The 20,414-nt window shown below is 70.3% G+C and carries 20 protein-coding genes; 8 read left to right on the forward strand and 12 right to left on the reverse strand.

The window, feature by feature from the left end; translation table 11 throughout:
- Window positions 1–87: 87 nt before the first annotated feature.
- The 6 genes from ACRWK7_RS35430 to ACRWK7_RS35455 form a co-directional block, all read right to left on the reverse strand.
- Window positions 88–1,335, reverse strand: coding sequence for an ABC transporter substrate-binding protein (locus ACRWK7_RS35430; RefSeq protein ID WP_431862597.1), 1,248 nt, complete (start codon window positions 1,333–1,335; stop codon window positions 88–90).
- Between the two features lie 25 nt (window positions 1,336–1,360).
- Window positions 1,361–2,383, reverse strand: a complete 1,023-nt coding sequence (locus tag ACRWK7_RS35435) for a branched-chain amino acid ABC transporter permease (RefSeq protein ID WP_431862599.1) — start codon at window positions 2,381–2,383, stop codon at window positions 1,361–1,363.
- Complete coding sequence (locus ACRWK7_RS35440) at window positions 2,380–3,246, reverse strand: branched-chain amino acid ABC transporter permease (protein WP_431862601.1); 867 nt, start codon at window positions 3,244–3,246, stop codon at window positions 2,380–2,382. Before ACRWK7_RS35440 ends, ACRWK7_RS35435 begins: the two co-directional genes overlap by 4 nt.
- Window positions 3,247–3,370: 124 nt before the next feature.
- Window positions 3,371–4,660 carry an amidohydrolase family protein gene (locus tag ACRWK7_RS35445; protein WP_431862603.1) on the reverse strand — a complete coding sequence of 430 codons (1,290 nt, stop codon included), beginning with the start codon at window positions 4,658–4,660 and terminating at the stop codon, window positions 3,371–3,373.
- Window positions 4,661–4,776: 116 nt separating this feature from the next.
- Window positions 4,777–5,559: an alpha/beta fold hydrolase gene (locus tag ACRWK7_RS35450; protein WP_431862605.1), complete on the reverse strand. Its 783-nt coding sequence runs from the start codon at window positions 5,557–5,559 to the stop codon at window positions 4,777–4,779.
- A gap of 4 nt (window positions 5,560–5,563) precedes the next feature.
- Window positions 5,564–6,451, reverse strand: coding sequence for a fumarylacetoacetate hydrolase family protein (locus ACRWK7_RS35455; protein ID WP_431862607.1), 888 nt, complete (start codon window positions 6,449–6,451; stop codon window positions 5,564–5,566).
- A gap of 201 nt (window positions 6,452–6,652) precedes the next feature.
- On the opposite strand from ACRWK7_RS35455, the gene ACRWK7_RS35460 reads away from it, so the two are divergent.
- The 7 genes from ACRWK7_RS35460 (at window position 6,653) to ACRWK7_RS35490 (ending at window position 13,298) form a co-directional block, all read left to right on the forward strand.
- Window positions 6,653–7,378, forward strand: a complete 726-nt coding sequence (locus ACRWK7_RS35460; RefSeq protein WP_431862608.1) for a FadR/GntR family transcriptional regulator — start codon at window positions 6,653–6,655, stop codon at window positions 7,376–7,378.
- A gap of 120 nt (window positions 7,379–7,498) precedes the next feature.
- Complete coding sequence (locus tag ACRWK7_RS35465; RefSeq protein ID WP_431862609.1) at window positions 7,499–8,656, forward strand: extracellular solute-binding protein; 1,158 nt, start codon at window positions 7,499–7,501, stop codon at window positions 8,654–8,656.
- 20 nt (window positions 8,657–8,676) lie between these two features.
- On the forward strand, window positions 8,677–9,750 hold the full coding sequence (locus tag ACRWK7_RS35470) for an ABC transporter ATP-binding protein (protein WP_431862611.1): 1,074 nt from the start codon (window positions 8,677–8,679) through the stop codon (window positions 9,748–9,750).
- Window positions 9,747–10,643: an ABC transporter permease gene (locus tag ACRWK7_RS35475; protein ID WP_431862613.1), complete on the forward strand. Its 897-nt coding sequence runs from the start codon at window positions 9,747–9,749 to the stop codon at window positions 10,641–10,643. Before ACRWK7_RS35470 ends, ACRWK7_RS35475 begins: the two co-directional genes overlap by 4 nt.
- A complete protein-coding gene (locus ACRWK7_RS35480; RefSeq protein WP_431862614.1) occupies window positions 10,640–11,458 on the forward strand; it encodes an ABC transporter permease in 819 nt (272 codons plus the stop codon). Before ACRWK7_RS35475 ends, ACRWK7_RS35480 begins: the two co-directional genes overlap by 4 nt.
- Window positions 11,459–11,541: 83 nt before the next feature.
- Window positions 11,542–11,994, forward strand: coding sequence for a MarR family winged helix-turn-helix transcriptional regulator (locus ACRWK7_RS35485; RefSeq protein WP_431862615.1), 453 nt, complete (start codon window positions 11,542–11,544; stop codon window positions 11,992–11,994).
- Window positions 11,991–13,298, forward strand: a complete 1,308-nt coding sequence (locus tag ACRWK7_RS35490) for a multidrug effflux MFS transporter (RefSeq protein ID WP_431862617.1) — start codon at window positions 11,991–11,993, stop codon at window positions 13,296–13,298. Before ACRWK7_RS35485 ends, ACRWK7_RS35490 begins: the two co-directional genes overlap by 4 nt.
- A gap of 7 nt (window positions 13,299–13,305) precedes the next feature.
- On the opposite strand, the gene ACRWK7_RS35495 is transcribed toward ACRWK7_RS35490, so the two are convergent.
- Both ACRWK7_RS35495 and ACRWK7_RS35500 read right to left on the reverse strand, forming a co-directional pair.
- Entirely contained in the window at window positions 13,306–14,526 is a 1,221-nt protein-coding gene (locus tag ACRWK7_RS35495; RefSeq protein ID WP_431862619.1) for an ABC transporter substrate-binding protein, read from the reverse strand.
- Between the two features lie 159 nt (window positions 14,527–14,685).
- On the reverse strand, window positions 14,686–15,966 hold the full coding sequence (locus ACRWK7_RS35500; RefSeq protein WP_431862621.1) for a hydroxymethylglutaryl-CoA reductase, degradative: 1,281 nt from the start codon (window positions 15,964–15,966) through the stop codon (window positions 14,686–14,688).
- A 145-nt stretch (window positions 15,967–16,111) separates the two neighbouring features.
- Between ACRWK7_RS35500 and ACRWK7_RS35505 the strand changes: the two genes are divergently transcribed.
- Window positions 16,112–17,485, forward strand: a complete 1,374-nt coding sequence (locus ACRWK7_RS35505; RefSeq protein ID WP_431862623.1) for a PLP-dependent aminotransferase family protein — start codon at window positions 16,112–16,114, stop codon at window positions 17,483–17,485.
- Between the two features lie 37 nt (window positions 17,486–17,522).
- On the opposite strand, the gene ACRWK7_RS35510 is transcribed toward ACRWK7_RS35505, so the two are convergent.
- The 4 genes from ACRWK7_RS35510 to ACRWK7_RS35525 form a co-directional block, all read right to left on the reverse strand.
- Window positions 17,523–17,651, reverse strand: a complete 129-nt coding sequence (locus tag ACRWK7_RS35510; protein ID WP_431862624.1) for a hypothetical protein — start codon at window positions 17,649–17,651, stop codon at window positions 17,523–17,525.
- Window positions 17,652–17,756: 105 nt separating this feature from the next.
- A complete protein-coding gene (locus tag ACRWK7_RS35515; protein WP_431862626.1) occupies window positions 17,757–18,263 on the reverse strand; it encodes a BLUF domain-containing protein in 507 nt (168 codons plus the stop codon).
- Window positions 18,264–18,470: 207 nt separating this feature from the next.
- Window positions 18,471–18,662 carry a DUF3008 family protein gene (locus tag ACRWK7_RS35520; RefSeq protein ID WP_431862629.1) on the reverse strand — a complete coding sequence of 64 codons (192 nt, stop codon included), beginning with the start codon at window positions 18,660–18,662 and terminating at the stop codon, window positions 18,471–18,473.
- A 75-nt stretch (window positions 18,663–18,737) separates the two neighbouring features.
- Window positions 18,738–20,414 (reverse strand): methyl-accepting chemotaxis protein, encoded by a 1,677-nt coding sequence (locus tag ACRWK7_RS35525; protein ID WP_431862631.1) that lies wholly within the window; start codon window positions 20,412–20,414, stop codon window positions 18,738–18,740.

Here is a 20,414-nt window from a genome sequence, read left to right on the forward strand (position 1 = left end):
CCTCCCCCCACTTCGCGGGGGGGAGGAGTTGAAGCCCTCCCCCGCATCAGTGGGGGAGGGTTTGGGTGGGGGGCCGGCTGCCGGCGCTCACCGGCACTCCGGATTGTCGCGGCTGGCCGGCCCCAGCTTCATGAACTCGGCCTCGTCCATACCCATGGTCTGGGTGACCTGCGGGATGACCTTGACGACCTTGTTCATCAGCGTGTTGTTCGGCCCTTCCGCCACCTCGGTCAGGAAGATGTCGGCCTTGGCCTGCCGGTTCTTGTCGAGGCTGACCTTGCCGGTTGGCGTGTCGAGCGTCAGGCCGGACAGCGCCGCCTGGAAGCCCTTCTGCCCGTCGGACAGGTCGCCCTTCACCTTCTCCAGCCCGGCGATCATCGCCTTGCCGCCGATGTAGTAGGCGTGCGCGAACAGCGACGGCGACGGCAGCCCGTCCGGGAACGCCTTCTTGTAGTCGGCGACGAACTTCTTCCAACCCGCATCGTCCCAGGTGTCGGCGATCGGGCCGGCCGACGGCGTGCCGATCAGGTAGCTGCGCCGCTTGCCCTTGGCGCCCAGCACCGTCTGGTCCACGGTGATCGAGCCGGCGATCATCGGCTTGTTGCCGCCCGACTGCTCGTATTGCGTCAGGAAGTTGGTGGCGTCCGCGCCGCCCAGCGCCACGTAGATGGCGTCGATGTTGTCGGGGATCTTGGCGATGATCGAGGAGAAATCCTTGTTGCCGATCGGCACCCAGAACTTGTCCGCCACCTTGCCGCCGGCCTTGCAGTACTCCAGCATGAAGCCCATCACCTGGCTGTACGGAAAGCCGTAGTCCTCGGCGACGACCACCGCGCGCTTGTAGCCCTTGTTCTTGAAGGCGTACTCGCCCAGGCCCGCGGCCCACTGCACGCCGTCGGTGGAGAAGCGGTAGAAGTTGGGCGCCGGGTTGCGCAGCGTGGTGTCCTGCGCCGCCGACGAGCCGTTGATGAAGGTGACGTTCGGGTAGTTCTTGGCGAAGTCGCGCATCGCGACGCCCTCGTCGCCCGACAGCGGGCCGACCAGGATGTCCACCTTGTCCTGCTCCACCAGCTTGCGGGCGGCGCGGATGGCGCTGTCCGGCGTGGCGTCGGAGGAGCCCTTGACCAGTTCGAGCTTCTTGCCGCCGGCCGTGTAGTTGGCCTCCTTCAGCGCCAGTTCCAACCCGCGCATGCCGTCCTGGCCGAGCACGGTGAACGCGCCCTCCAGCGTCGCCAGCCCGCCCACCTTGATGCTGTCCGCGGCCAGCGCCGGCACGGCGGAGACACCGGCGAGCATCGTCGCCGCCAGCAAGGCACCCTTCACGCTCCGCACCATGGTTCCCTCCCTTTTGTTTCTTCGGTTACGTCGATGGTCCCCCGGACCTGCGCGCCGTCAGCCGCCGCCACAGCCCGACCAGCCCGTCGGGCGACGCCAGCACGATGACGAGGAAGGCCACCCCGATGACGAGGTTGAAGCGCTCGGGGTCGATCAGGTCGATCGCGAAGTTCTGCAACAGGATGAAGACCAGCGCGCCCACATAGGGGCCGACGGGGTGCGCCATGCCGCCCAGCACCGCCATCACCAGCACGTTGATGCTCGGCCCCGCGGCGATGGAGCCCGGCGAGATCCGCCCGTTGAACCACGCCAGCAGCAGCCCGCCGATGGCCGCCAGCAGCCCCGACATGGCGTAGGCGGCAACCCGGTGGGCGTACACGTTGAAGCCGACGGCGCGCATGCGCCTGGGGTTGTCGCGCACCGCCTGCAAGGCCAGCCCGAAGGTCGAGCGCGTCACGTAGACGACGCCGGCGTACGCCCCCGCCGCGAAGGCGAGGCACAGGTAGTAGAAGGGCAGCGGCGCCCGCAGGTCGAGCCCGAACGGCGCCGGCGGCCTCAGACTGGCGAAGCCGGCGAAGCCGTTGAAGATCGCGTAGTTCTGCCGGCAGAACAGCGAGAAGGCCACCGCGATGGCCAGCGTGATCATGATGGTGTAGATGCCCTCGGTCCGCGCCGCCAGCATGCCGGTCAGCGTCGCGAAGGCGGTGGCGACGATCAGCGCCGCCGGGATCGCCGCCCACCATTCCCAGCCCAGCGACAGCTCCGGCTTGTTCGACACGCCGAAGACCGCGATCATGTAGGCCGCCACGCCCGCGAAGGTCAGCTGCGCCAGGCTGACCATGCCGCCGTAGCCGCCCAGCCACATCAGCGACAGCGCGATGGTGCCCATGAACAGCGTCTGCGCGCCGATCTGCACGATGAAGAAGTCGCTGGCCACCAGCGGGTAGGCCAGCAGCGCCAGTCCCAGCAGCGCGTACTTCGCGACCTTCGCGTGCAGCGCCGCGCTGGCCGGGGTGCGGACGGTCGGGTCGGAGAGCGCGATGGTCATGCCCGGCGGCCCATCAGTCCCTGCGGCCGCAGCGCCAGCGCCGCCACCAGGATCAGGAAGGTGTAGACCGCCCCGTAGGTCGGCGAATAGGCCAGCCCATACTGCTCGGCGAGGCCGATGATGAGCGCGCCCACCGCGGCGCCACTGATGCTGCCCAGGCCGCCGACGATGACGACGATCAGCGAGGCCAGCAGGTAGCGCACGTCCTCGCCCGGCGCGATGGACAGCGCGGTGCCGCCGACCACCCCCGCGAAACCGGCCAGCCCGGCGCCGACCATGAAGGTGATGGCGAAGACGCGCTGCACGTTGACGCCCGACGCGGCGAGCATGGCCCGGTCGTCCACCCCGGCGCGGATCATCATGCCGACCTTGGTGCGGTTGAGGAACAGCCACAGCCCGACGCCGATCGCGGCGGCGGCCACCAGCAGCGCCACGCGGTAGGTCGGGTAGCGCCAGTTCGGCGTCAGCGGCAACGCCAGCGAGCCGTCGATGATGTCCGGCGGGGTGAACTGGTAGGTCTCGCCGCCCCACACCCACAGCATCAGGTCGGCCAGCACGATGGAGATGCCGATGGTCACCATAGTCTGGCGCAGGTCCTGCCCCTCCATGCGCCGGAAGATCAGCAGCTGGAAGACGAGGCCCAGGACGGCGGTGGCCGCGAACCCGGCGGCGACGCCGAGCAGCCAGTACTCGGTCTTGTCCGCCACCGACCAGCCGACGTAGGCGCCCAGCAGATAGAGCGCCCCGTGCGCGAGGTTGACGTTGCGCATCAGCCCGAACACCAGCGTGAAGCCGCTGGCGACCAGGAAGTACAAGGCGCCGAGCGTCAGGCCATTGAGGGTGGTGAGGATGAATTGCTTCATGGGAAAACCCCAGTGCTGGGCCCCCACCCAACCCTCCCCCACTGCGCGGGGGAGGGCCTGACACCTCCCCCCGCGAAGTGGGGAGAGGCCGGGAGGGGGGCCCGACGCGGCCACGTCCCACGCATCACGCCACCACCCCCACGCCGAACCGGGCGCGCTGCGGCGCCATGTCCGGTGCCTTGTGGAACTCGCCGTCCTTCATGATGAACAGCAGCCGCGAGCGATCCTGCAGGATGCGGATGTTCGCGACGGGATCGCCGTCCACCAGGATCAGGTCGGCCAGATAGCCCTCCTTGACCTGCCCCAGTTCGCCCGGCCGGCCCATGATCTCGCCGCCCCACTTGGTGGTGGAGACGATGGCCTCCATCGGCGAGAAGCCGCAGTGGTCGACAAAGTACTGAAGGTCCTTGGCGTTGGTGCCGTGCGGGATCCACGCGAACCCGTAGTCGCCGCCGGGCAGCACGCGGATGCCGCGCTTCAGCATCTTGCGCATGGTCTCGCAGGCGATCTCCGCCTCGCGCTGGTACTTGATGGCGAGCGGGCTGTCCGGCTTGATGCCCCAATCCGCCGCGTCGCGCCCGGTGCGGATCAGCCACGCCAGGGCCGGCGCCACGAAGTGCCTGTCCTTCGCCGCCTCCAGCATGTCCAGCGCCTCCTCGTCGGCGTAGGAGGCGTGGTAGATGATGTCCACCCCGTGGCGGACGCACATCTTCACCGATTCCGCCGAGCGCGCGTGCGCGCACACCCGTTTCCCCCGGCGATGCGCCTCGCTGACCGCCATGGCGACCTCGTCGTCGCACATGGGCGTCTCCTCGGCGGCGACGCCGGCGATCTCCTCGCCGGAGATGTTCAGCTTCAGCAGGTCGACGCCGTACTTGACGAACATGCGCACGGCGCGGCGGATCTCCTCCGGCCCGGTGACGATCCAGCCGAAGCTCAGCTCCGGCGCCGGGATGTGGGGCGGCGAGGTGTCACCGAGGCCGCCCGTGGTAGCGATCTCCTGCCCGTTGGCGAGGTAGCGCGGCCCGGGGATGAGGCCGGAATTGATGGCGTTGCGGATCACCACGTCCAGGCGCGGCTTGGCCGCCGCCGCCCCGACGCAGGAGGTGAAGCCGCTGTCGATGTAGGTCTTCGCCACCTTGGCGGCCCACAGCGTGTGCTCCTCCGGCGGCATGCGCTGGATGGATTCCAGGTCGGGCTGGTCGTTCCACGAGAAGTGGGTGTGCGCCTCGGTCATGCCGGGCATCAGCGTGGCGCCGGCGCCGTCGATCACCGTGGCGCCGACGGTCGGCAGGCTGCGCAGGCCGCGCGCCACCCGGCGGATGCGGTTGCCCTGGATCAGCACCTCGCCGGTGTACGGGTACTCGCCCGTGCCGTCGAGAATGCGCACGTTCGTCACGAGAACGTTCGCCATCGCTTCCTCCCTGAAATGCTTCCGCCGGCCGTCTTGCGCGGTCCTCTTGCGGGAAACCTGTCCTTGAGCCCCTCTCCCCTTGAGGGAGAGGGGCTTAGAAGCGGCTGCAAACCGCTCTATCCGCGTCCCTGGAGCGCCTCCCCCAGGATCGCCGTGCAGTCCGCCGCCCGCTCCAGCGGCTGCCAGTGGCCGCAGCGCGGCAGCACCCGCAGCGACGCCGCTCCGTTCATGCGCTCGGCGATGGTCCGCGCCACCGAGGCCGGCGCCACCGCATCCTCGTCGCCGGCCACCAGCACCGTGCGCGCCCGGATGCGCGCCGGGTCGGCGGCCTCGGCGGCGGCCAGCGCCTCGCAGGTCTTGGCGTAGCCCTCCGGGCACTGGCGCATCAGCGATTCCCGCACGAAGGCGACGGTCACCGGCTGGTGCGCCTTGCTGTCAGAGGACAGCGCCGCCTGCACGATGGCGTCGGCGATGGGCTGCATGCCCTCGCCCCGCGCCTTCGCCGCCCGGTCGCGCAAGCCCTGCCGCCCAGCATCGGCCGGCGCCATCAACGGCCCGAACAGCGTCAGCGAGCGCACCAGCCCCGGATGCTCGACCGCCAGATGCTGCGCCACGATGGTGCCCAGCGAGTGGCCCACCACATGCGCCCGCTCGATGCCGAGCACTTGGCAGACCTTTGCCATGGCCGCCACGAACCGCCCGATGGACAGCGCCCCCTCCGGCGTGGCCGAGCGGCCGGAGCCCGGCAGGTCCGGCCGCACCAAGCGGTACCGGCTCGCCAGCCCCGCGCACTGCGGCGCGAAGGTGTTCGACGTGCCTCCCAGGCCGTGGATCATCAGCACCGGGTCGCCCTGGCCGTCCACCTCCACCGCCATGCGGTCGACCGTCACGGTCGCCATGGACTCAACCCTCCAGCGTGTTCTCGATGACGCCGATGCCGCCGATCTCCATCTTCACGCGATCGCCGGGCCTGAGGAATTTCGGCGGCGTGAAGCCCAGCCCGACCCCGGCCGGGGTGCCGGTCAGGATCAGGTCACCGGCCTGCAGCGTGATGCCGCGCGACATGGTCTCGACCAGCGTCGGCACGTCGAAGATCAGGTCGCGGGTGTTGGAGTTCTGCCGCAGCTCGCCGTTCACCCAGCTGCGCACCGGCATGTCGGACAGGTCCACCTCGTCCGCCGTGACGATCCACGGCCCAAGCGGGCAGAAGCCGTCCAGCGACTTGCCGAGGAACCACTGCTTGTGCCGCGCCTGGATGTCGCGCGCCGTCACGTCGTTGGCGATGGTGTAGCCGAAGACATGGTCCATCGCCTGGGCCTTCGGGATGTTGGTCCCGCCGCGGCCGATCACCACCACCAGCTCGACCTCGTAGTCGACCTGGTCGCTCACCCCGTGCGGGTAGGGGATCGGCGCGCCGGGCCCGATCACCGTCTCCGGCACCTTGGTGAAGATGATGGGATGCTCCGGCACCGCGTCGGCCGCGCCCTTGGCGCTGCTGTCGAAGCCGGAGCGGGTGAACTCGTGCGCGTGGTCGTAGTAGTTCTTCCCCACGCACATCGGGTTGCGCGCCGGGCGCGGGATCGGCGCCAGCAGCGTCACCTCGCTCAACGGGATGCCCGGCCCCTCCGGCCGCAGCGTGTCCCGCAGGTCGCGGAATCCACGGATCACGTCCAGCATCCCCCAGGGCTGCGGCGCCCACGCCGGCGGAGCGACCGGCCAGACCCGGCCGGCCTCCGCATCCACCAGCGCAACGCGCGCCCCTCCCTCCCCTTGGATCGTCGCCAGCTTCATGACTGGTCCTTTTTCGGGTGAACCTTATCGGTTTAAAATTGCCTCACCGCTGGTTCAATCGTTGCCCAGGACAATCCGTGCGGTCAATTAGCCGTATGGCTGATTATTCGTATACCAATCGAGTGGATTGGCAGGCCGGGGCGCTGGACCTTATGGTTCAGGAATGGTGCGCTTCCGCGCGCGCAACGGGGACCGGCCCGCATGCACAAGCCGCCGTCCATCGCCGCGATCAGGCCTCCCGACACGCTGGGCCGGGCACGGATCGCCTACGACCACCTGCAGCGCGCCATCGCCAGCGGCCTGTGGCGCCCGGGCGAGCAGCTGCCGACCGAGCGCTCGCTGGCGCAGTCCCTCGGCCTCGCCCGCAACACGGTGCGCCGCGCGCTCGACACGCTGGAGGCGGAGGGCCGCATCGCCCGCGGCGTGGGGCGCGGCACCTTCCTGGTCGGCGAGGGGGCGGACGAGGACCGCATCGCCACCACGCTGCTGCCGCCCGCCGCCTTCCTGAACGCCAGCCCGGCCGAGGTGATGGAGGCGCGCATCCTGCTGGAGCCGGCGGTGGCCGAGCTGGCGGTCGCCCGCGCCACCCAGGCCGATTTCGCCGAGCTGGACCGCTGCCTCGCCGAGTCCGAGGCGGCGCGCACCGTGCCGGAGTTCGAGCACTGGGACGGCGCCCTGCACCGCACCCTGGTCGCCACCTGCCGCAACGGGCTTCTGGACGCCTTCTACGCCGTGCTGAACCGCATCCGCGACGACGCGGAGTGGGGCATGCTGAAGGAGCGCAGCGTGACGCCGGAGAGGCGCGCCATCTACCAGACGCACCACCGCGCCATCGTCGCGGCGCTGCGGGCGCGCGATCCGGTGGCGGCGCGCGACGCCGTGCGGATGCACCTGCTGGCGGTCCGGGACAATCTGTTCAACCCGTGAGGCGATGTGTCCGCCCCGCGACGAACCTATGAAGTTTAGGCTACGTCCACGCTGGGAAATTGCCGGCCCCGCCTTGCCTCCGCATAATCCCGTGAACACACCAGGGAGAGGAGGGACACCATGAGCACGCCTGACCGCACCCCCATCCAGCACGTCGCCAAGGCCTTCACCCGCCGCCTGCTGCTGAAGAGCGCGGCCGCCGCCGGCAGCGTCGCCGCGGTCGGGCCGTGGATGCTGCGCGAGGGCCATGCCGCGGGCGGCAGCGTGCGCGTCTTCTCCTGGGCCGGCTACATCAGCCCGGACATGCTGGCCGACTTCACCGCCAAGACCGGCGTGAAGGCGACGCTGACCGAGTACGGCACCAACGACGAACTGCTGAACCAGCTGAAGGCCACCGGCGGCGCCGGCTTCGACGTCATCCACCCCACGGTCGACCGCGTGCCCAACTACGTCGAGGCGGAGCTGGTGCAGCCGCTCGACGAGTCGAAGGTGAAGTGGGACGGCTGCATCGCCTCGGCCGTCGACGGCTCGGCCGGGATGGGCGGCGTGGTGGGCGGCAAGCGCTACTTCGCGCCGGCCGACTGGGGCACCGAGGCACTGGCCTACGACCAGACCAAGGCGCCGCTGACATACGGCACGGCCAGCTACGGCGACCTGTGGAAGCCCGAGCACGCCGGCAAGGTCACCGTGCGCGGCCACTCCGGCCTGATCGGCATCGCGCTGTGGCTGGAGAGCCAGGGCAAGCTGCCCCACCCCGTGCGCGACCAGTTCAAGGACGAGGCCAAGGCGCGCGCCAACTTCGACGCCATCCTCAAGGTGGCCGCCGCCAACAAGAAGTCGGTCGGCCAGTTCTGGACCAACGAGAACGAGGCGCAGGGCGCCTTCCGAACCAACGGCTGCGTCATCGGCCAGACCTGGGATTCCACCGCGGTGGCCCTGCGCAAGGAGAACCTGCCGGTCCGCTTCCTGGCGCCCAAGGAAGGGGCGCTCGCCTGGATGGAAGGCTTCGCCATCCCGAAGAAGGCGGAGAACGTGGAGAACGCCTACGCCTGGATCAACTGGTTCTACACGCCGCAGGCGGGCGCGCTGTACACCAACCACTCCGGCATCAGCTCCACGGCAAAGGGCGCGGAGGCGCACCTCTCCGACCTGAACAAGCAGTTCTTCGCCGACGCCTATCCGGGCGACGCGCTGACCAAGCTGTGGTGGTGGCCGATCCAAGAGGCATGGTACGTCTCCATCCGCAACGAGTACCAGGACCGGTTCCTGGCGGCCTGACGGGCAGGGGCGGAAAAGGGATGAGCCGGGACGTCGCGCTCGATCGCGTCACCATGCGCTTCGGCGCGATCACCGCCGTGCGCGACGTCTCGCTCACCATCGGCGCGGGGGAGTTCTTCAGCTTCCTCGGCCCCTCAGGCTGCGGGAAGACGACGATCCTGCGCATGATCTCCGGCTTCATGGAGCCGACGTCGGGCACCATCCGCATCGGCGGGCAGGACATGCGCGGCATCGGCCCCAACAAGCGGCCGACCGCGCTGATCTTCCAGAACCTGGCGCTGTTCCCGCTGATGACCGTCGGCGAGAACATCGGCTTCGGGCTGGAGGTGCGCGGCGTGCCGAAGGCCGAGCGGCGGAGCGCCGTGCAGCGCCTGCTCGACCTCGTCGCGCTGCCCGACGCGGCGGACAAGCGGGTGACCGAGCTGTCCGGCGGCCAGCGCCAGCGGGTCGCCATCGCCCGCGCCCTGGCGGTGGAGCCGTCCGTGCTGCTGCTGGACGAGCCGCTGTCTGCCCTCGATCTCAAGCTGCGCCAGCACATGCGCGCCGAGCTGCGCGCCATCCAGCGCCGCACCGGCGTGACCTTCATCTACATCACGCACGACCAGGGCGAGGCGCTGACCATGTCCGACCGCATCGCCGTGATGAATCACGGCGTGATCGAGCAGGTCGGCGACGGCGCCACCATCTACGACCGGCCGGACACCGCCTTCGTCGCCTCCTTCGTCGGCGAGGCCAACCGCTTCGCCGGCACGGTCGCCGAGTCGGCGGACGGAGTCGCCGCGCTCGACACGCCGTTGGGCCGGTTGCTGGGCCGGAACCCGCGCGGCCTGCGCCCCGGCGACCGCGCCGTTCTGTTCGTGCGTCCCGAACGCATGCAGGCCGACGGTACCGAGAACGCGCTGCCCGCCCGCGTCAGCCATTGCGATTTCGAGGGCGCCTTCGTCACCGCGGTGCTGGAGACGGCCGGCGGCGCGCGCATCCAGGTGCACACGCCGCACCGCGGCGGCGCCCTTCCCTTCCCGCCGGAGTCGGCCGCGCGCGTTGGCTTCCGCGCCGAGGACGCGGTGGTGCTGCCGCCGGGGGACACGGCGTGAGGGCGGTGCTGGAACCGGCGCTGCGCCGCTACGGCGCGCCGCTGACCGTCACGCTGCTGGCGATGTCGGCGGCCTGGGTGCTGCTGATGATCGCGCTGCCGCAGCTGCTGATGGTCGACTACTCGCTGCGCCCGATGCTGCCGCCGTCCAAGATCGGCGGGCCGGAGGACGTGCACACGCTGAGGAACTACGGCACGCTGTGGAGCAACGCCATCCACCTGGGCATCTTCCTGAAGACGGTGTGGGGCAGCGCGCTGGTCACCGCGGTGACGCTGGCGCTCTCCTACCCCATGGCGTTCTACCTGGCCCAGGTGGCGCCGAAGCGGAAGCTGCCCACGCTCGTCCTGATGCTGGTGGTGCCGTTCTGGATCAACGAGATCCTGCGCACCTTCGCCTGGTACATCATCCTCGCCTACAACGGCCCGCTGAACGCGCTGCTGGTGGGGCTGGGCGTGTGGGCGGAGCCGGTGCGGCTTCTGGGCGGCGACGGCGGCGTCATCGCCGGCATGGTGTACGTCTACGTGCTGTTCATGGTGCTGCCGATCTACAACGCCATCGAGACGCTGGACCGCCACCAGATCGAGGCGGCGCGCGACCTGGGCGCCGGCTGGATCGCCATCCACCGCCGCATCGTCGTGCCACACGCCAAGCCGGGCATCGCGGTCGGCTGCATCATGACCTTCATGCTGGCGGCCGGCAGCTACGCGGTGCCGGCGCTGCTCGGCGGGCCGCAGAGCCGCTGGTTCACCGAGATCATCTACAACTGGTTTTTCGAGGGCGGGAACTGGAACCAGGGCGCCGCCTACGCCTTCATCCTGCTGGTGCTGTGCGTCGGCTTCATCCTCGTGATGATGCGGCTGTTCCGCGTCGGCCTGACGGACATCGCCAAATGACCGCCGCCGGCCTGCGCCGCCTGATGACCCGGGCGTATCTGGCGGTCTTCTTCGGCTACCTGTTCCTGCCGCTGGGCATCATGGCGGCGGCGACCTTCAACGCCAGCCGTTTCCCCACCGTCACGCCGTGGCGCGGCTTCACGCTGGACTGGTTCCGCGTGCTGGCGGAGGACCAGCGCATGTGGCAGGCGCTGGGCACCAGCCTGCTGGTCGGCGCGGCGGTGGTCGCGGTGGCGGTGCCGCTGGGCCTCGCGGCGGCGCTGCTGCTCGACCGGCTGCACGGGCGGGCGCGCACGCTGCTGTACGCCGTCATGGTGTCGCCGCTGCTGACGCCGGGGATCATCATCGGCATCTCGACCCTGGTGTTCTGGAAGCAGTGGTTCGGCGTGACCGGCGGCCTGTTCCTCACCGTCGTCGCGCAGTCCAGCTTCATCGCCACCTACGCCATGCTGATGGCGCTGGCCCGTCTGCAGCGCTTCGACACCAGCCTGGAGGAGGCGGCGCTCGACCTCGGCGCCTCGCACTGGCAGGCGTTCCGGCGGATCACGCTGCCCTACCTGATGCCGGCGGCCTATTCCTCCGCGCTGATCGCGTTCCTGCAGAGCTTCGAGAACTACAACACCACGCTGTTCGTGCGCGGCGTGGAGACGACGCTGACCATCTACATCGCCACCAAGGTCCGCACCGGCCTGACGCCGGCGGTGAACGCGCTGTCGCTGGTGTTGATCGCGCTGACGGTGCTGGGGGCCGTCGCCTACGAGATCATGCGCCGGCGCGAGGCGCGGGGGGCAGTGGCGGCCGAGGAAAGCGCTTGAACCGGGCCCCCACGCCCGAGCGCATGCCTGCCCTGCCCAGCGCGGCGCTGGCCAAATTACTAAGGCACCCTTAGTATATCAGCATGCCCGACGACATTCCCATCGGCTTCGCCCTGATCGACGCCGCGCGCCTGCTGCGCGCGCGCTTCGACCATGCGCTGGCCGGCACCGACCTGGACCTCACCCCCGGCGAGGCGCGCGCCCTGGTCTACGCCAGCCATTACCCCGGCACCCGGACCACGGCGCTCGCCGCCTATATGGGGGTCGAGCCGATGACCCTGATCGGCTTCCTCGACCGGCTGGAGGCGCACGGCCTGATCGTGCGCGAGCCGGACCCGACCGACCGCCGCGCCCGCACCGTTCACCTGACGCCGCAGGCCGGGCCGCTGCTAGCCCGCGTCGTCGCCCTGTTCACCAGCACACGCGCGGCGCTGCTCAGCGACTTCACCGCGGAGGAGCAGGACGTGTTCAAGGCGATGCTGCTGCGCCTGCGCGCGCGGCTGCTGGACGAAGCCCGCCAGGGGAAGGCGCCATGAAGCCGATCATGTCGGAAATGCGCACCGCGATCATGGGTGCGCTGATCGTCACCCTTGGGCCGCTGAGCCTGGCGCTCTACACGCCCGCCATGCCGATGCTGGTGGAGGCGTTCCACACCACCGCGTCGGCGGTGAAGCTGACGCTGAGCGTCTATTTCTTCGGCTTCGCCTTCTCGCAGCTGGCCTGCGGCCCGCTGTCGGACGCCTATGGCCGGCGGCCGGTGGCGCTGGGATTCTTCGCGGTCTACGCGGTGGGCAGCGTGCTGGCGGCGCTGGCGTGGTCGATCGACGTTCTGCTGGTCGGACGATTCCTGCAAGGCGTGGGGGCGGCGGCCGGCATCGCCATTTCGCGCGCCATGGTGCGCGACCAGTTCACCGGGCAGAACTCGGCGCGCATCCTCAACCTGATCGGCCTGTTCCTGGCGGTGGCGCCGGCGGTGGCGCCGACCCTGGGCGGGCTGATCCTCGGCACGCTTGGCTGGCAGGCGATCTTCTACGGCATGACCGTCTACGGCATCGCCGTCCTGCTGCTGTACGCCGGCACGGTAGCCGAGACCAACCTCACCCGCAACCCTGAGAACGTCCGCCCGTCGCGCGTGCTGCGCAACTACCAGACCCTGCTGACCGACGCGGTGTTCATGCGCGCCGGGCTGGTGCTGGGGCTGACCTTGGGCGGCATCTACACGCTGGCGGCGCTGCTGCCCTTCGTGATGATCGAGACCGTCGGCCTGACGCCGACGCAGTTCGGCATGGCGATGCTGCTGCAGACCGGCTCCTACACCACCGGGGCGGCGATCACCGGGCGCCTGCTGCGCACCGTGGACGCCAAGCGCCTGATCCCGGTCGGCCTCGCCTTCGTGCTGGCCGGCGCCGCCGGGTTCGGCATCGGGTTGCGAGTGCTGCCGCCGTCGCTGGCCACCGTCATGGCCCCGACCGCGCTGTGGGCGTTCGGCATCTCCCTGGTCCTGCCGGGCACGACGGCCGGCGCGCTCGCCGGCTTCCCGGCCATCGCCGGGGCGGCGTCGGCGCTGACCGGCTTCCTGCAGATCGGCGGCGGCCTCGCCGGCTCCGCGGCGGCCGCCATGCTGTTCAGCAACCCGTTCACCGCGATCACCAGCGTCATCCCCGGCATGGGCGTGGCGGCGCTGCTCGCCCATCTGGTTCTCGGCCGGCACGCGCAGCGCCGAAAGGAGCGGGCGCCGCAGCCCGCCGACCTGGAGGTCGCCCTCGACCCCGCCGCGGTGATCGGCGCCGGCGGCGAGGAGATCGAGGCCACCCTCGCCCGCCGCCGCTACCGCGACTGACCTCCGGCTATTTCTTCGCCAGCGGGCAGTTGCCCTGGTCGAGCGGCCGGAACGCCTCGGCCGCCGGGATGGTCCTGACCAGCTTGTAGTAGTCCCAGGCGCCCTTGGACTCGTCGGGCTTCTTGACCTCGAAGAACAGCATGTCGTGCACGGCCCGGCCATCGGCGCGGACGGAGCCCTTGCCGAACAGCGGGTCGTCGGTCGGCAGTTCCTTCATCTTGGCGGCGACCGCGGCGCCGTCCGCCGTCCCGGCCGCCTTGACGGCCTTCAGGTAGTGCAGCGCGCCGGCGTAGACGCCCGCCTGGTTGCCGGTCGGCCGCCGCCCGTTCATCTTCGCCGCGAAGCGGTCGGCGAAGGCGCGGGTGCCGGCGTTGAGGTCCCAGTAGAACGCCTCGGTCAGGTAGAGGCCCTGCGCCTCCTTCAGGCCCACCGCGTGCACGTCGGTCAGCTGCATCAGCAGCGCCGCCAAGCGCTGGCCGCCGCTCAGCACGCCGAACTCGGTGGCCTGCTTGACCGAGCCGATGGTGTCGCCGACCGCGTTGGCCAGCCCGATGATCTTCGCGCCCGAGCCCTGCGCCTGCAGCAAGTAGGACGAGAAGTCCGACGCGTTCGGCGGGTGGCGGACGCTGCCGACCACCGTGCCGCCCAGGCTCTTCACCACCGCCGCGGCGTCGTTCTCCAGCGCGTGGCCGAAGGCGTAGTCGGCGGTGAGGAAGTACCAGGTCTTGCCGCCGCCCTCGGTCACCGCGCGCGCCGTGCCGTTGGCCAACGCCCAGGTGTCGTAGGTCCAGTGCACGGTGTTGGGCGAGCATTTCGGCCCGGTCAGCTCGGTGGTGCCGGGGCCTGACGCGATGAACACGGCCTTGGAGTTGCGCACCACCTCGTTCACCGCCAGCGCCACCGAGGAGAACGGCACGTCGAGGATGGCGTTGACCTGCTCCTGGTCGAGCCAGCGGCGCGCCGCGGCGGCGCCGATGTCCGGCTTGTTCTGGTGGTCGGCGTGCACGACCTCGATGGTGACGCCGGGCAGTTCCTTGGCGAAATCCTCGGCGGCCAGTTGCGCCGCGACCAGCGAGCCCTGGCCCGTCGAGTCCGAGGCGAAGCCGCTCATGTCGGTCAGCACGCCCAGCTTGATCCGGTTTCCGGCGATCTCGGCGTCGGCGGGCCCCGCGCCGGACAGCAGGGCGGCGGCGCAGGCCGCGGTGGCAAAGGTCAGACGCGCCTTCATTGGTTTCCTCCGTTCGTCGTTCTTGATTGGTGTTGCGGGCCGTCCGCGTTTCCTCGCCCGGCCCCCACCCAACCCTCCCCCACTGCGCGGGGGAGGGCTCAGACTCCTCCCCCGCGCAGTGGGGGGAGGTTGGGTGGGGGGCCCAACGCAAGCACTCTCTCACCCGCCCCGCCGCAACTCCTCCAGCACCGCCTGCGCCACGTCCTGGCGGACGGTGCCGCGCTCCACCAGGATGCGGGCGACGCGGTCGACCTCGTCGCCCACCGCGCCGGCCACCAGCGCGATGTTCTGCGCGTGCAGCGCCATGTGCCCCTTCTGGATGCCGGTGGTCGCCAGCGCCTTGAGGGCGGAAAAGTTCTGCGCCAGCCCGACCGCGGCGATGATCCGCGCCAGCCGCTCGGCGCTGGTGACGCCGAGAATTTTCAGACTGGCCTGCGCCGTCGGGTGCAGCTTGGTCGCCCCGCCGATCAGCCCGACCGCCATCGGGATCTCGATGGTGCCGCTGAGGTGTCCATCCGCCGTCCGCTCGAACCGCGTCAGGCTGCCGTAATGCCCGGCGCGTGCGGCGTAGGCGTGCGCCCCGGCCTCGACGGCGCGGGTGTCGTTGCCGGTGGCCAGCACGACGGCGCTGATGCCGTTCATGATGCCCTTGTTGTGGGTGGCGGCGCGGTAGGGGTCGGCCGCGGCCAAGTGGTAGGCGCCGATGATGCCGTCGCGCACCTCCTCGCCGCCGATCGCCTCCAGCGGCCACACCGCCCGCGCCCGCGCCAGCCGCCGGTCGGCGAGGTTGGACAGGATGCGCAGATACACCCGCCCGCCGGTCCACTGCGCGATGTGCGGCGCCAGCGTCTCCGCCATGGTGTTGACGGCGTTGGCGCCCATGGCGTCGCGGGTGTCGACGATCAGGTGCGTGATGACCATCGGCCCGCTGAGGGTGTCGAGCACCCGCACCTCCAGGTCGCGGAAGCCGCCGCCGAACTTCAGGAGCACCGGGTCGCAGCCGTCGCACACCGCCTTGACGTCGTCGCGGCGTTCCAGGATGCGCAGGCGCGCCGCGTAGGGGTCGGCCACCCCCACGGTCTGGATCTGCGCGATCATCAGCGTGCCGGACAGCGAGGTGGTGAAGCCCCCGGCGTCGTAGCACTGCCGCGCCGCGTTGCAGACCGCGGCGACCACCGAGGATTCCTCGGTCGCCATGGGGATCAGCACGTCCTCGCCGTCCACCTTCATGTTGGTGGCGATGCCCAGCGGCACGTTCATCGAGCCGACGACGTTCTCGATCAGGTGGTCGGCGAGGTCGAGCCCGAGGCCGCCGGTGTCGGCGAGGCGCGCCGCCGTCTCCGCGTCGAGCCCGGCGAAGTCGGCGACGATCTGCAGCCGCTCCCGCGGCGGCTTGCGATGGAATCCGGGGATGCGCGAGCTGCGGCGGCTGTGCGACAAGGCGGTCCTCTCCCGTCCGTTCCGGTTTTATGCTTTGCACACCGATGATCCGCCGCGCGGCCGGACGGGACAAGGGACAGTTTGCGATATTCTCCCGGACACTGTACCAGTCTTATGGCTGGGACAGTTGCCGCGGAGGACCGCCATGAGCCGGGTGAACGGCATCGTCGAGAGGGTCGCCGGCCTGATTGACTCCGGCCTGCTGAAACCCGGCGAGCGCCTGCTGTCGGTGCGCGTCGGCGCGCTGGAGCACGGCGTGTCCAAGAACACCATGGCGGAGGCGTACGACCGCCTCGTGGCGCTGGGACGCCTGGAGGCGCGGCAGGGCTCCGGCTACTACGTGGCGCGGGTGCGCCGAACCTCGCCGGAGCGGCGCCCCGCGCACGTGGCGGAGGCGGTGGACTTCGTCTCGCTGCTGCGCGAACAGCTGGTGCAGAGCTACGCCGTGCGGGTTGGCGACGGCCGCCCCCCGCCCTCCTGGATGGAGCGGTTCGAGGTCGGCAGCCATCTGCGCCACATGGCCTCGTCGCGCGGCGCCGCGGCGGAGCACGGCTACGGCAACCCCTGGGGCTTCCTGCCGCTGCGCGAGCGACTGGCCCTCACCCTGGCCGAGCGCTCGATCAAGGTGGCGCCGGAGCAGATCCTGCTGACCCAGGGCGCCAACCACGCGCTCGACCTCGTGGCGCGCCAGCTGATCGAGCCCGGCGACACGGTGCTGGTCGACAGCCCCGGCTACTACCCGCTGTTCGGCAAGCTGACGCTGGCCAAGGCGGAGATCGTCGGGGTGCGTCGGCTCGCCGACGGGCCGGACCTCGACGACCTCGCCGCCAAGGCGGCGGCGTACAAGCCCAAGGTGTTCTTCACCCAGTCGCTGGCGCACAACCCAACCGGCGGCTCGATCACCCCGGCGACCGCGCACCGCCTGCTGCAGATCGCCGAGCAGCACGGCTTCACGGTGGTCGAGGACGACCCGTTCGCCGACATCCTGCCGGCCTCCAGCCCGCGCCTAGCGGCGCTCGACCAGCTGGAGCGGGTGATCTACGTCGGCACCTTCTCCAAGACACTGTCGGCCAGCCTGCGCGTCGGCTACGTCGCGGCCAAGCCGGCGCTCATCAACACCCTGTGCGACCTGAAGATGCTGACGGTGGTCAGCACGTCCGACTATGTCGAGCGCATCGTCTACGGCGTCGTCGCCACCGGCCAGTACCTGCGCCATCTGCGCAAGCTGAAGGCGCGCCTCCAGACGGCGGCCGACGAGGCGGACGGCGCGCTCGCCCGGATCGGCATCCGGGTGCCGACGCCGCCCGGCGGCGGGTATTACATCTGGGGCGAGCTGCCGCCGGGCGCCGACGAGCTGGCCCTGGCGCGCGAGGCGGCGGAGCGGGGGATCTTCCTGGCGCCGGGCTCGGTGTTCGTGCCGGACAAGGCGCCGTCGGCGCCGGCCATGCGCATCAACGTGGCTTATGCGGCGGACCCGCGGTTCGTCGCGTTCATGCGGGAATGGCTGGAGCGGGGCTGAATCCCCTTCCCTTCTGCCGTTGAGGGAGAGGGGCTGTTCACGCCAGCAGGCCCAGCACGCCGAGCATGACGGCGAGCATCCAGACCGAGCGCAGCATGCCGTTGGGCCGCCAGCGCAGGGCGTGCGCGGCGAACGCCATCAGGGCGCATAGGGCAAGCAGGGACATGGCACCTCCGCACCGGAGGTCGTCCCTGCGGCCGGGCGGCACAATGCCACTTGCGGGGTCTCTTCTGGGCAGGACGCCCCTTCCAACGGGGCACTCGCTCAGGGGTCAGGGCGCCTCGGAGCCCGAGACGTGCGTCGGCTGCACCCAGTTGGGGATGACGCCGCGGCGCAGGTCGCGCGCCGCCGGATCGACGTCGGCGCGCCAGCAGGTTTCCAGATACGCGCGGGTCAGCACCGTCAGCGCGTAGTCGGGATCGAGCGAACGGCCGGCAAAGTCCGCGGCGCCGTCGGCCAGCACGATCCGCCGCATGTCCGCATCGTCGAGCGGCCCGATGTTCATGGACCAGAAGCCGAAGTTCAGCGACCGCGCCGCGTCGTCCCGGCACAGAACATTGAAGCCTGTGTGCCGGTCGTCGGCCCGGATGGTCTCGATCAGCGGTTCCAGGATCGGCCCCTGCCCTTCGAGGACCTGCAGGAAGACACCGTCGTATTGCACCAAGAAGCCGGTGATATCGCTCCTGGCGTTCTTCTCGGCGCTGGTGATGCACAGCTCGATCAGCTCGGTCGCCGGCAGGTGGCGCGTCGCCACGCTCCGGTAGACGATGGAAAGCATCAGCCGTCCTGTTTCCATTTCATCTGTATAACGCCGACTCCCCACGCATGATACCGCCGACGCCGCGCCACCCTGGCAGAACAAAGCCACCGTTCCAAGCTGGACGAACGGAGGAATACCATCCCTTCGCCTGAGGACACGTCAAGTGGTTGGCAGTCGATACTATATGCCGGGAGCCCTGAAGCGCATTTGTCTTTCACAGACCGGTCAGCGCTTCGATTCGCGGGTCGGCAGATCCTTGCGCTTGGTGGCGGCCATGTCGTGGAGTTCCTTCTCCGACATCGACTTCGCCATCTCCTTGGACGCACCGCGCAGATGCGATTCCGGCGTCTCGCCCCGTTTCGCGGCGAGCGCCGCGCCCGCCGCCATCTGCTGCTTCTTCGATTCCGCCTTGGCCATGTCCTGCTCCGTGAAAGGGATGCCCTTCCCGGTAAACAGGACGGAGCGCGCGGAGTGCCCGCGCGCTCCCAACCTTTATGCCGCGCTGACCTCCGCCACGAAGCGGCGCACCTCGTCCTTCAGGCGCTCGGACTGGTTGGACACGCTCTCGGCGCCGCTGGTCACCTCCCCCATCTGCGCGCTGGTGGTGGACACCGTCGTCGACAGCGCCTCGACGCTGCTGGTCACCCGGCGCGAGTTGTCGGCCGCCGCGCGGGCGCTGGCGAAGATCTGGTGGGTCGCCGCCTCCTGCTGCTGCACCGCCGAGGCGACCTCGCCGTTCAGCCCGCTCAGGTTCTTGATCAGCGCCGCGATGCCCTCGATGGCGCCGATGGCGTTGCCGGTGGCGGCGCGGATGGCGCCGACCTGCGCCTGGATGTCCTCCGTGGCCTTCGCCGTCTGGTTGGCCAGCGACTTGACCTCCGAGGCCACCACCGCGAAGCCCTTGCCCGCCTCGCCGGCGCGCGCCGCCTCGATGGTGGCGTTGAGCGCCAGCAGATTGGTCTGCCCGGCGATGGAGTTGATCAGCTCGACCACCGCGCCGATCTGCTCGGCCGCGGAGACCAGGCCGGAGACGATGCCGGTGGTGTTGGCGGTCTCGGTCACCGCGCGGGCGGCGGTCTGCGCGGCGCTCTCCACCTGCCGGCTGATGGCGGCGATGGAGCTGCGCAGCTCCTCGCTGGCCTGCGCCGCGGTCTCGACGCTGACGGAGGCGCCCTGCGCCGCGCCGGCGGCGGCCTGCGCCTGCTCGGTCGCGGCGGCGGCGTCACCGGCCAGCGCGGCCGAACGGCCGTGCAGCGAGGTGGCGGCGCTGCTCAAGCCGGCCACCACCTCGTCCATCGCGCGGGCGAACTGGGTTGCGCGGGCCGACAGGCGTTCGCGCTGCTGGTCGCGGGACGCGCGCTCGCGGTCCAGGTTCGTGGCCGTGTCGCGCGCCGACGCCAGCGCGGCGGCAAGGCCGCGGACGGTGCGGGCGATGTCGCCGATCTCGTCCGGGCGCCCGGCGTGCGGCACGTCCACCGCATAGTCGCCGTTGCCGATGCGGCCCAGCACGTCGCGCAGTTGCAGCAGCGGCCCGGACAACCCGCGCGCCACCCACACGCCGACGCCGACGCTGATCGTCAGCACCAACAGGGTGAACAGCAGCTCGCGCGCGGCACGGGCGCGGAACTCCTCGTCCACGTCATCGGTGTAGAGGCCGGTGCCGATCATCCACTGCCAGGGTTGGTAGCCGGTGGCGTAGGCGATCTTCGGCGACGGCGTGGCGCCGTCGCTGCGGCTGTAGTGGTAGGCGACGAAGCCGCCACCCGTCTTGGCCGCCTCGGTCATCAGGACGTTGTAGCGGACCTTGTAGGGGTCCTCCCGGTCCAGGAAGTTCTTGCCCTCGAGCTGCGGCCGCAGGCCGTGCACGAGCAGCAGGCCCTGGAAGTCGTAGACGAAGAAGTACTCCCCGTCGCCGTAGCGCATGGCGCGCACGGCGACGCGGGCCTGCTCCTGCGCCTGTTCGCGCGTCAGCTTGCCCTGCTTCTCCAGGTCGCCGTACAGCGCGATGACCGAGCTGGCGGCATCCACCATCTCCTTCACCTTGGCCTTGCGCTGTTCGATCAGCGCCTCGCGCATCCCGGTCAAATGGACGCTGGCTCCCGCCACGGCGCCGAGCAGCGCCACGCCGAACACCAGCAGCAGCAACCGCATTCCGATCTTGAGCTTCAT

This window comes from Azospirillum sp. (assembly GCF_050789165.1).

Bases quoted from the DNA above. Each gene is read 5' to 3' on its own strand.
- ACRWK7_RS35430 (WP_431862597.1), bottom strand. From the start codon at position 1,335: ATGGTGCGGAGCGTGAAGGGTGCCTTGCTGGCGGCGACGATGCTCGCC.
- ACRWK7_RS35435 (WP_431862599.1), bottom strand. From the start codon at position 2,383: ATGACCATCGCGCTCTCCGACCCGACCGTCCGCACCCCGGCCAGCGCG.
- ACRWK7_RS35440 (WP_431862601.1), bottom strand. From the start codon at position 3,246: ATGAAGCAATTCATCCTCACCACCCTCAATGGCCTGACGCTCGGCGCC.
- ACRWK7_RS35445 (WP_431862603.1), bottom strand. From the start codon at position 4,660: ATGGCGAACGTTCTCGTGACGAACGTGCGCATTCTCGACGGCACGGGC.
- ACRWK7_RS35450 (WP_431862605.1), bottom strand. From the start codon at position 5,559: ATGGCGACCGTGACGGTCGACCGCATGGCGGTGGAGGTGGACGGCCAG.
- ACRWK7_RS35455 (WP_431862607.1), bottom strand. From the start codon at position 6,451: ATGAAGCTGGCGACGATCCAAGGGGAGGGAGGGGCGCGCGTTGCGCTG.
- ACRWK7_RS35460 (WP_431862608.1), top strand. From the start codon at position 6,653: ATGCACAAGCCGCCGTCCATCGCCGCGATCAGGCCTCCCGACACGCTG.
- ACRWK7_RS35465 (WP_431862609.1), top strand. From the start codon at position 7,499: ATGAGCACGCCTGACCGCACCCCCATCCAGCACGTCGCCAAGGCCTTC.
- ACRWK7_RS35470 (WP_431862611.1), top strand. From the start codon at position 8,677: ATGAGCCGGGACGTCGCGCTCGATCGCGTCACCATGCGCTTCGGCGCG.
- ACRWK7_RS35480 (WP_431862614.1), top strand. From the start codon at position 10,640: ATGACCGCCGCCGGCCTGCGCCGCCTGATGACCCGGGCGTATCTGGCG.
- ACRWK7_RS35485 (WP_431862615.1), top strand. From the start codon at position 11,542: ATGCCCGACGACATTCCCATCGGCTTCGCCCTGATCGACGCCGCGCGC.
- ACRWK7_RS35490 (WP_431862617.1), top strand. From the start codon at position 11,991: ATGAAGCCGATCATGTCGGAAATGCGCACCGCGATCATGGGTGCGCTG.
- ACRWK7_RS35495 (WP_431862619.1), bottom strand. From the start codon at position 14,526: ATGAAGGCGCGTCTGACCTTTGCCACCGCGGCCTGCGCCGCCGCCCTG.
- ACRWK7_RS35505 (WP_431862623.1), top strand. From the start codon at position 16,112: ATGAGCCGGGTGAACGGCATCGTCGAGAGGGTCGCCGGCCTGATTGAC.
- ACRWK7_RS35510 (WP_431862624.1), bottom strand. From the start codon at position 17,651: ATGTCCCTGCTTGCCCTATGCGCCCTGATGGCGTTCGCCGCGCACGCC.
- ACRWK7_RS35515 (WP_431862626.1), bottom strand. From the start codon at position 18,263: ATGCTTTCCATCGTCTACCGGAGCGTGGCGACGCGCCACCTGCCGGCG.
- ACRWK7_RS35520 (WP_431862629.1), bottom strand. From the start codon at position 18,662: ATGGCCAAGGCGGAATCGAAGAAGCAGCAGATGGCGGCGGGCGCGGCG.
- ACRWK7_RS35525 (WP_431862631.1), bottom strand. From the start codon at position 20,414: ATGAAGCTCAAGATCGGAATGCGGTTGCTGCTGCTGGTGTTCGGCGTG.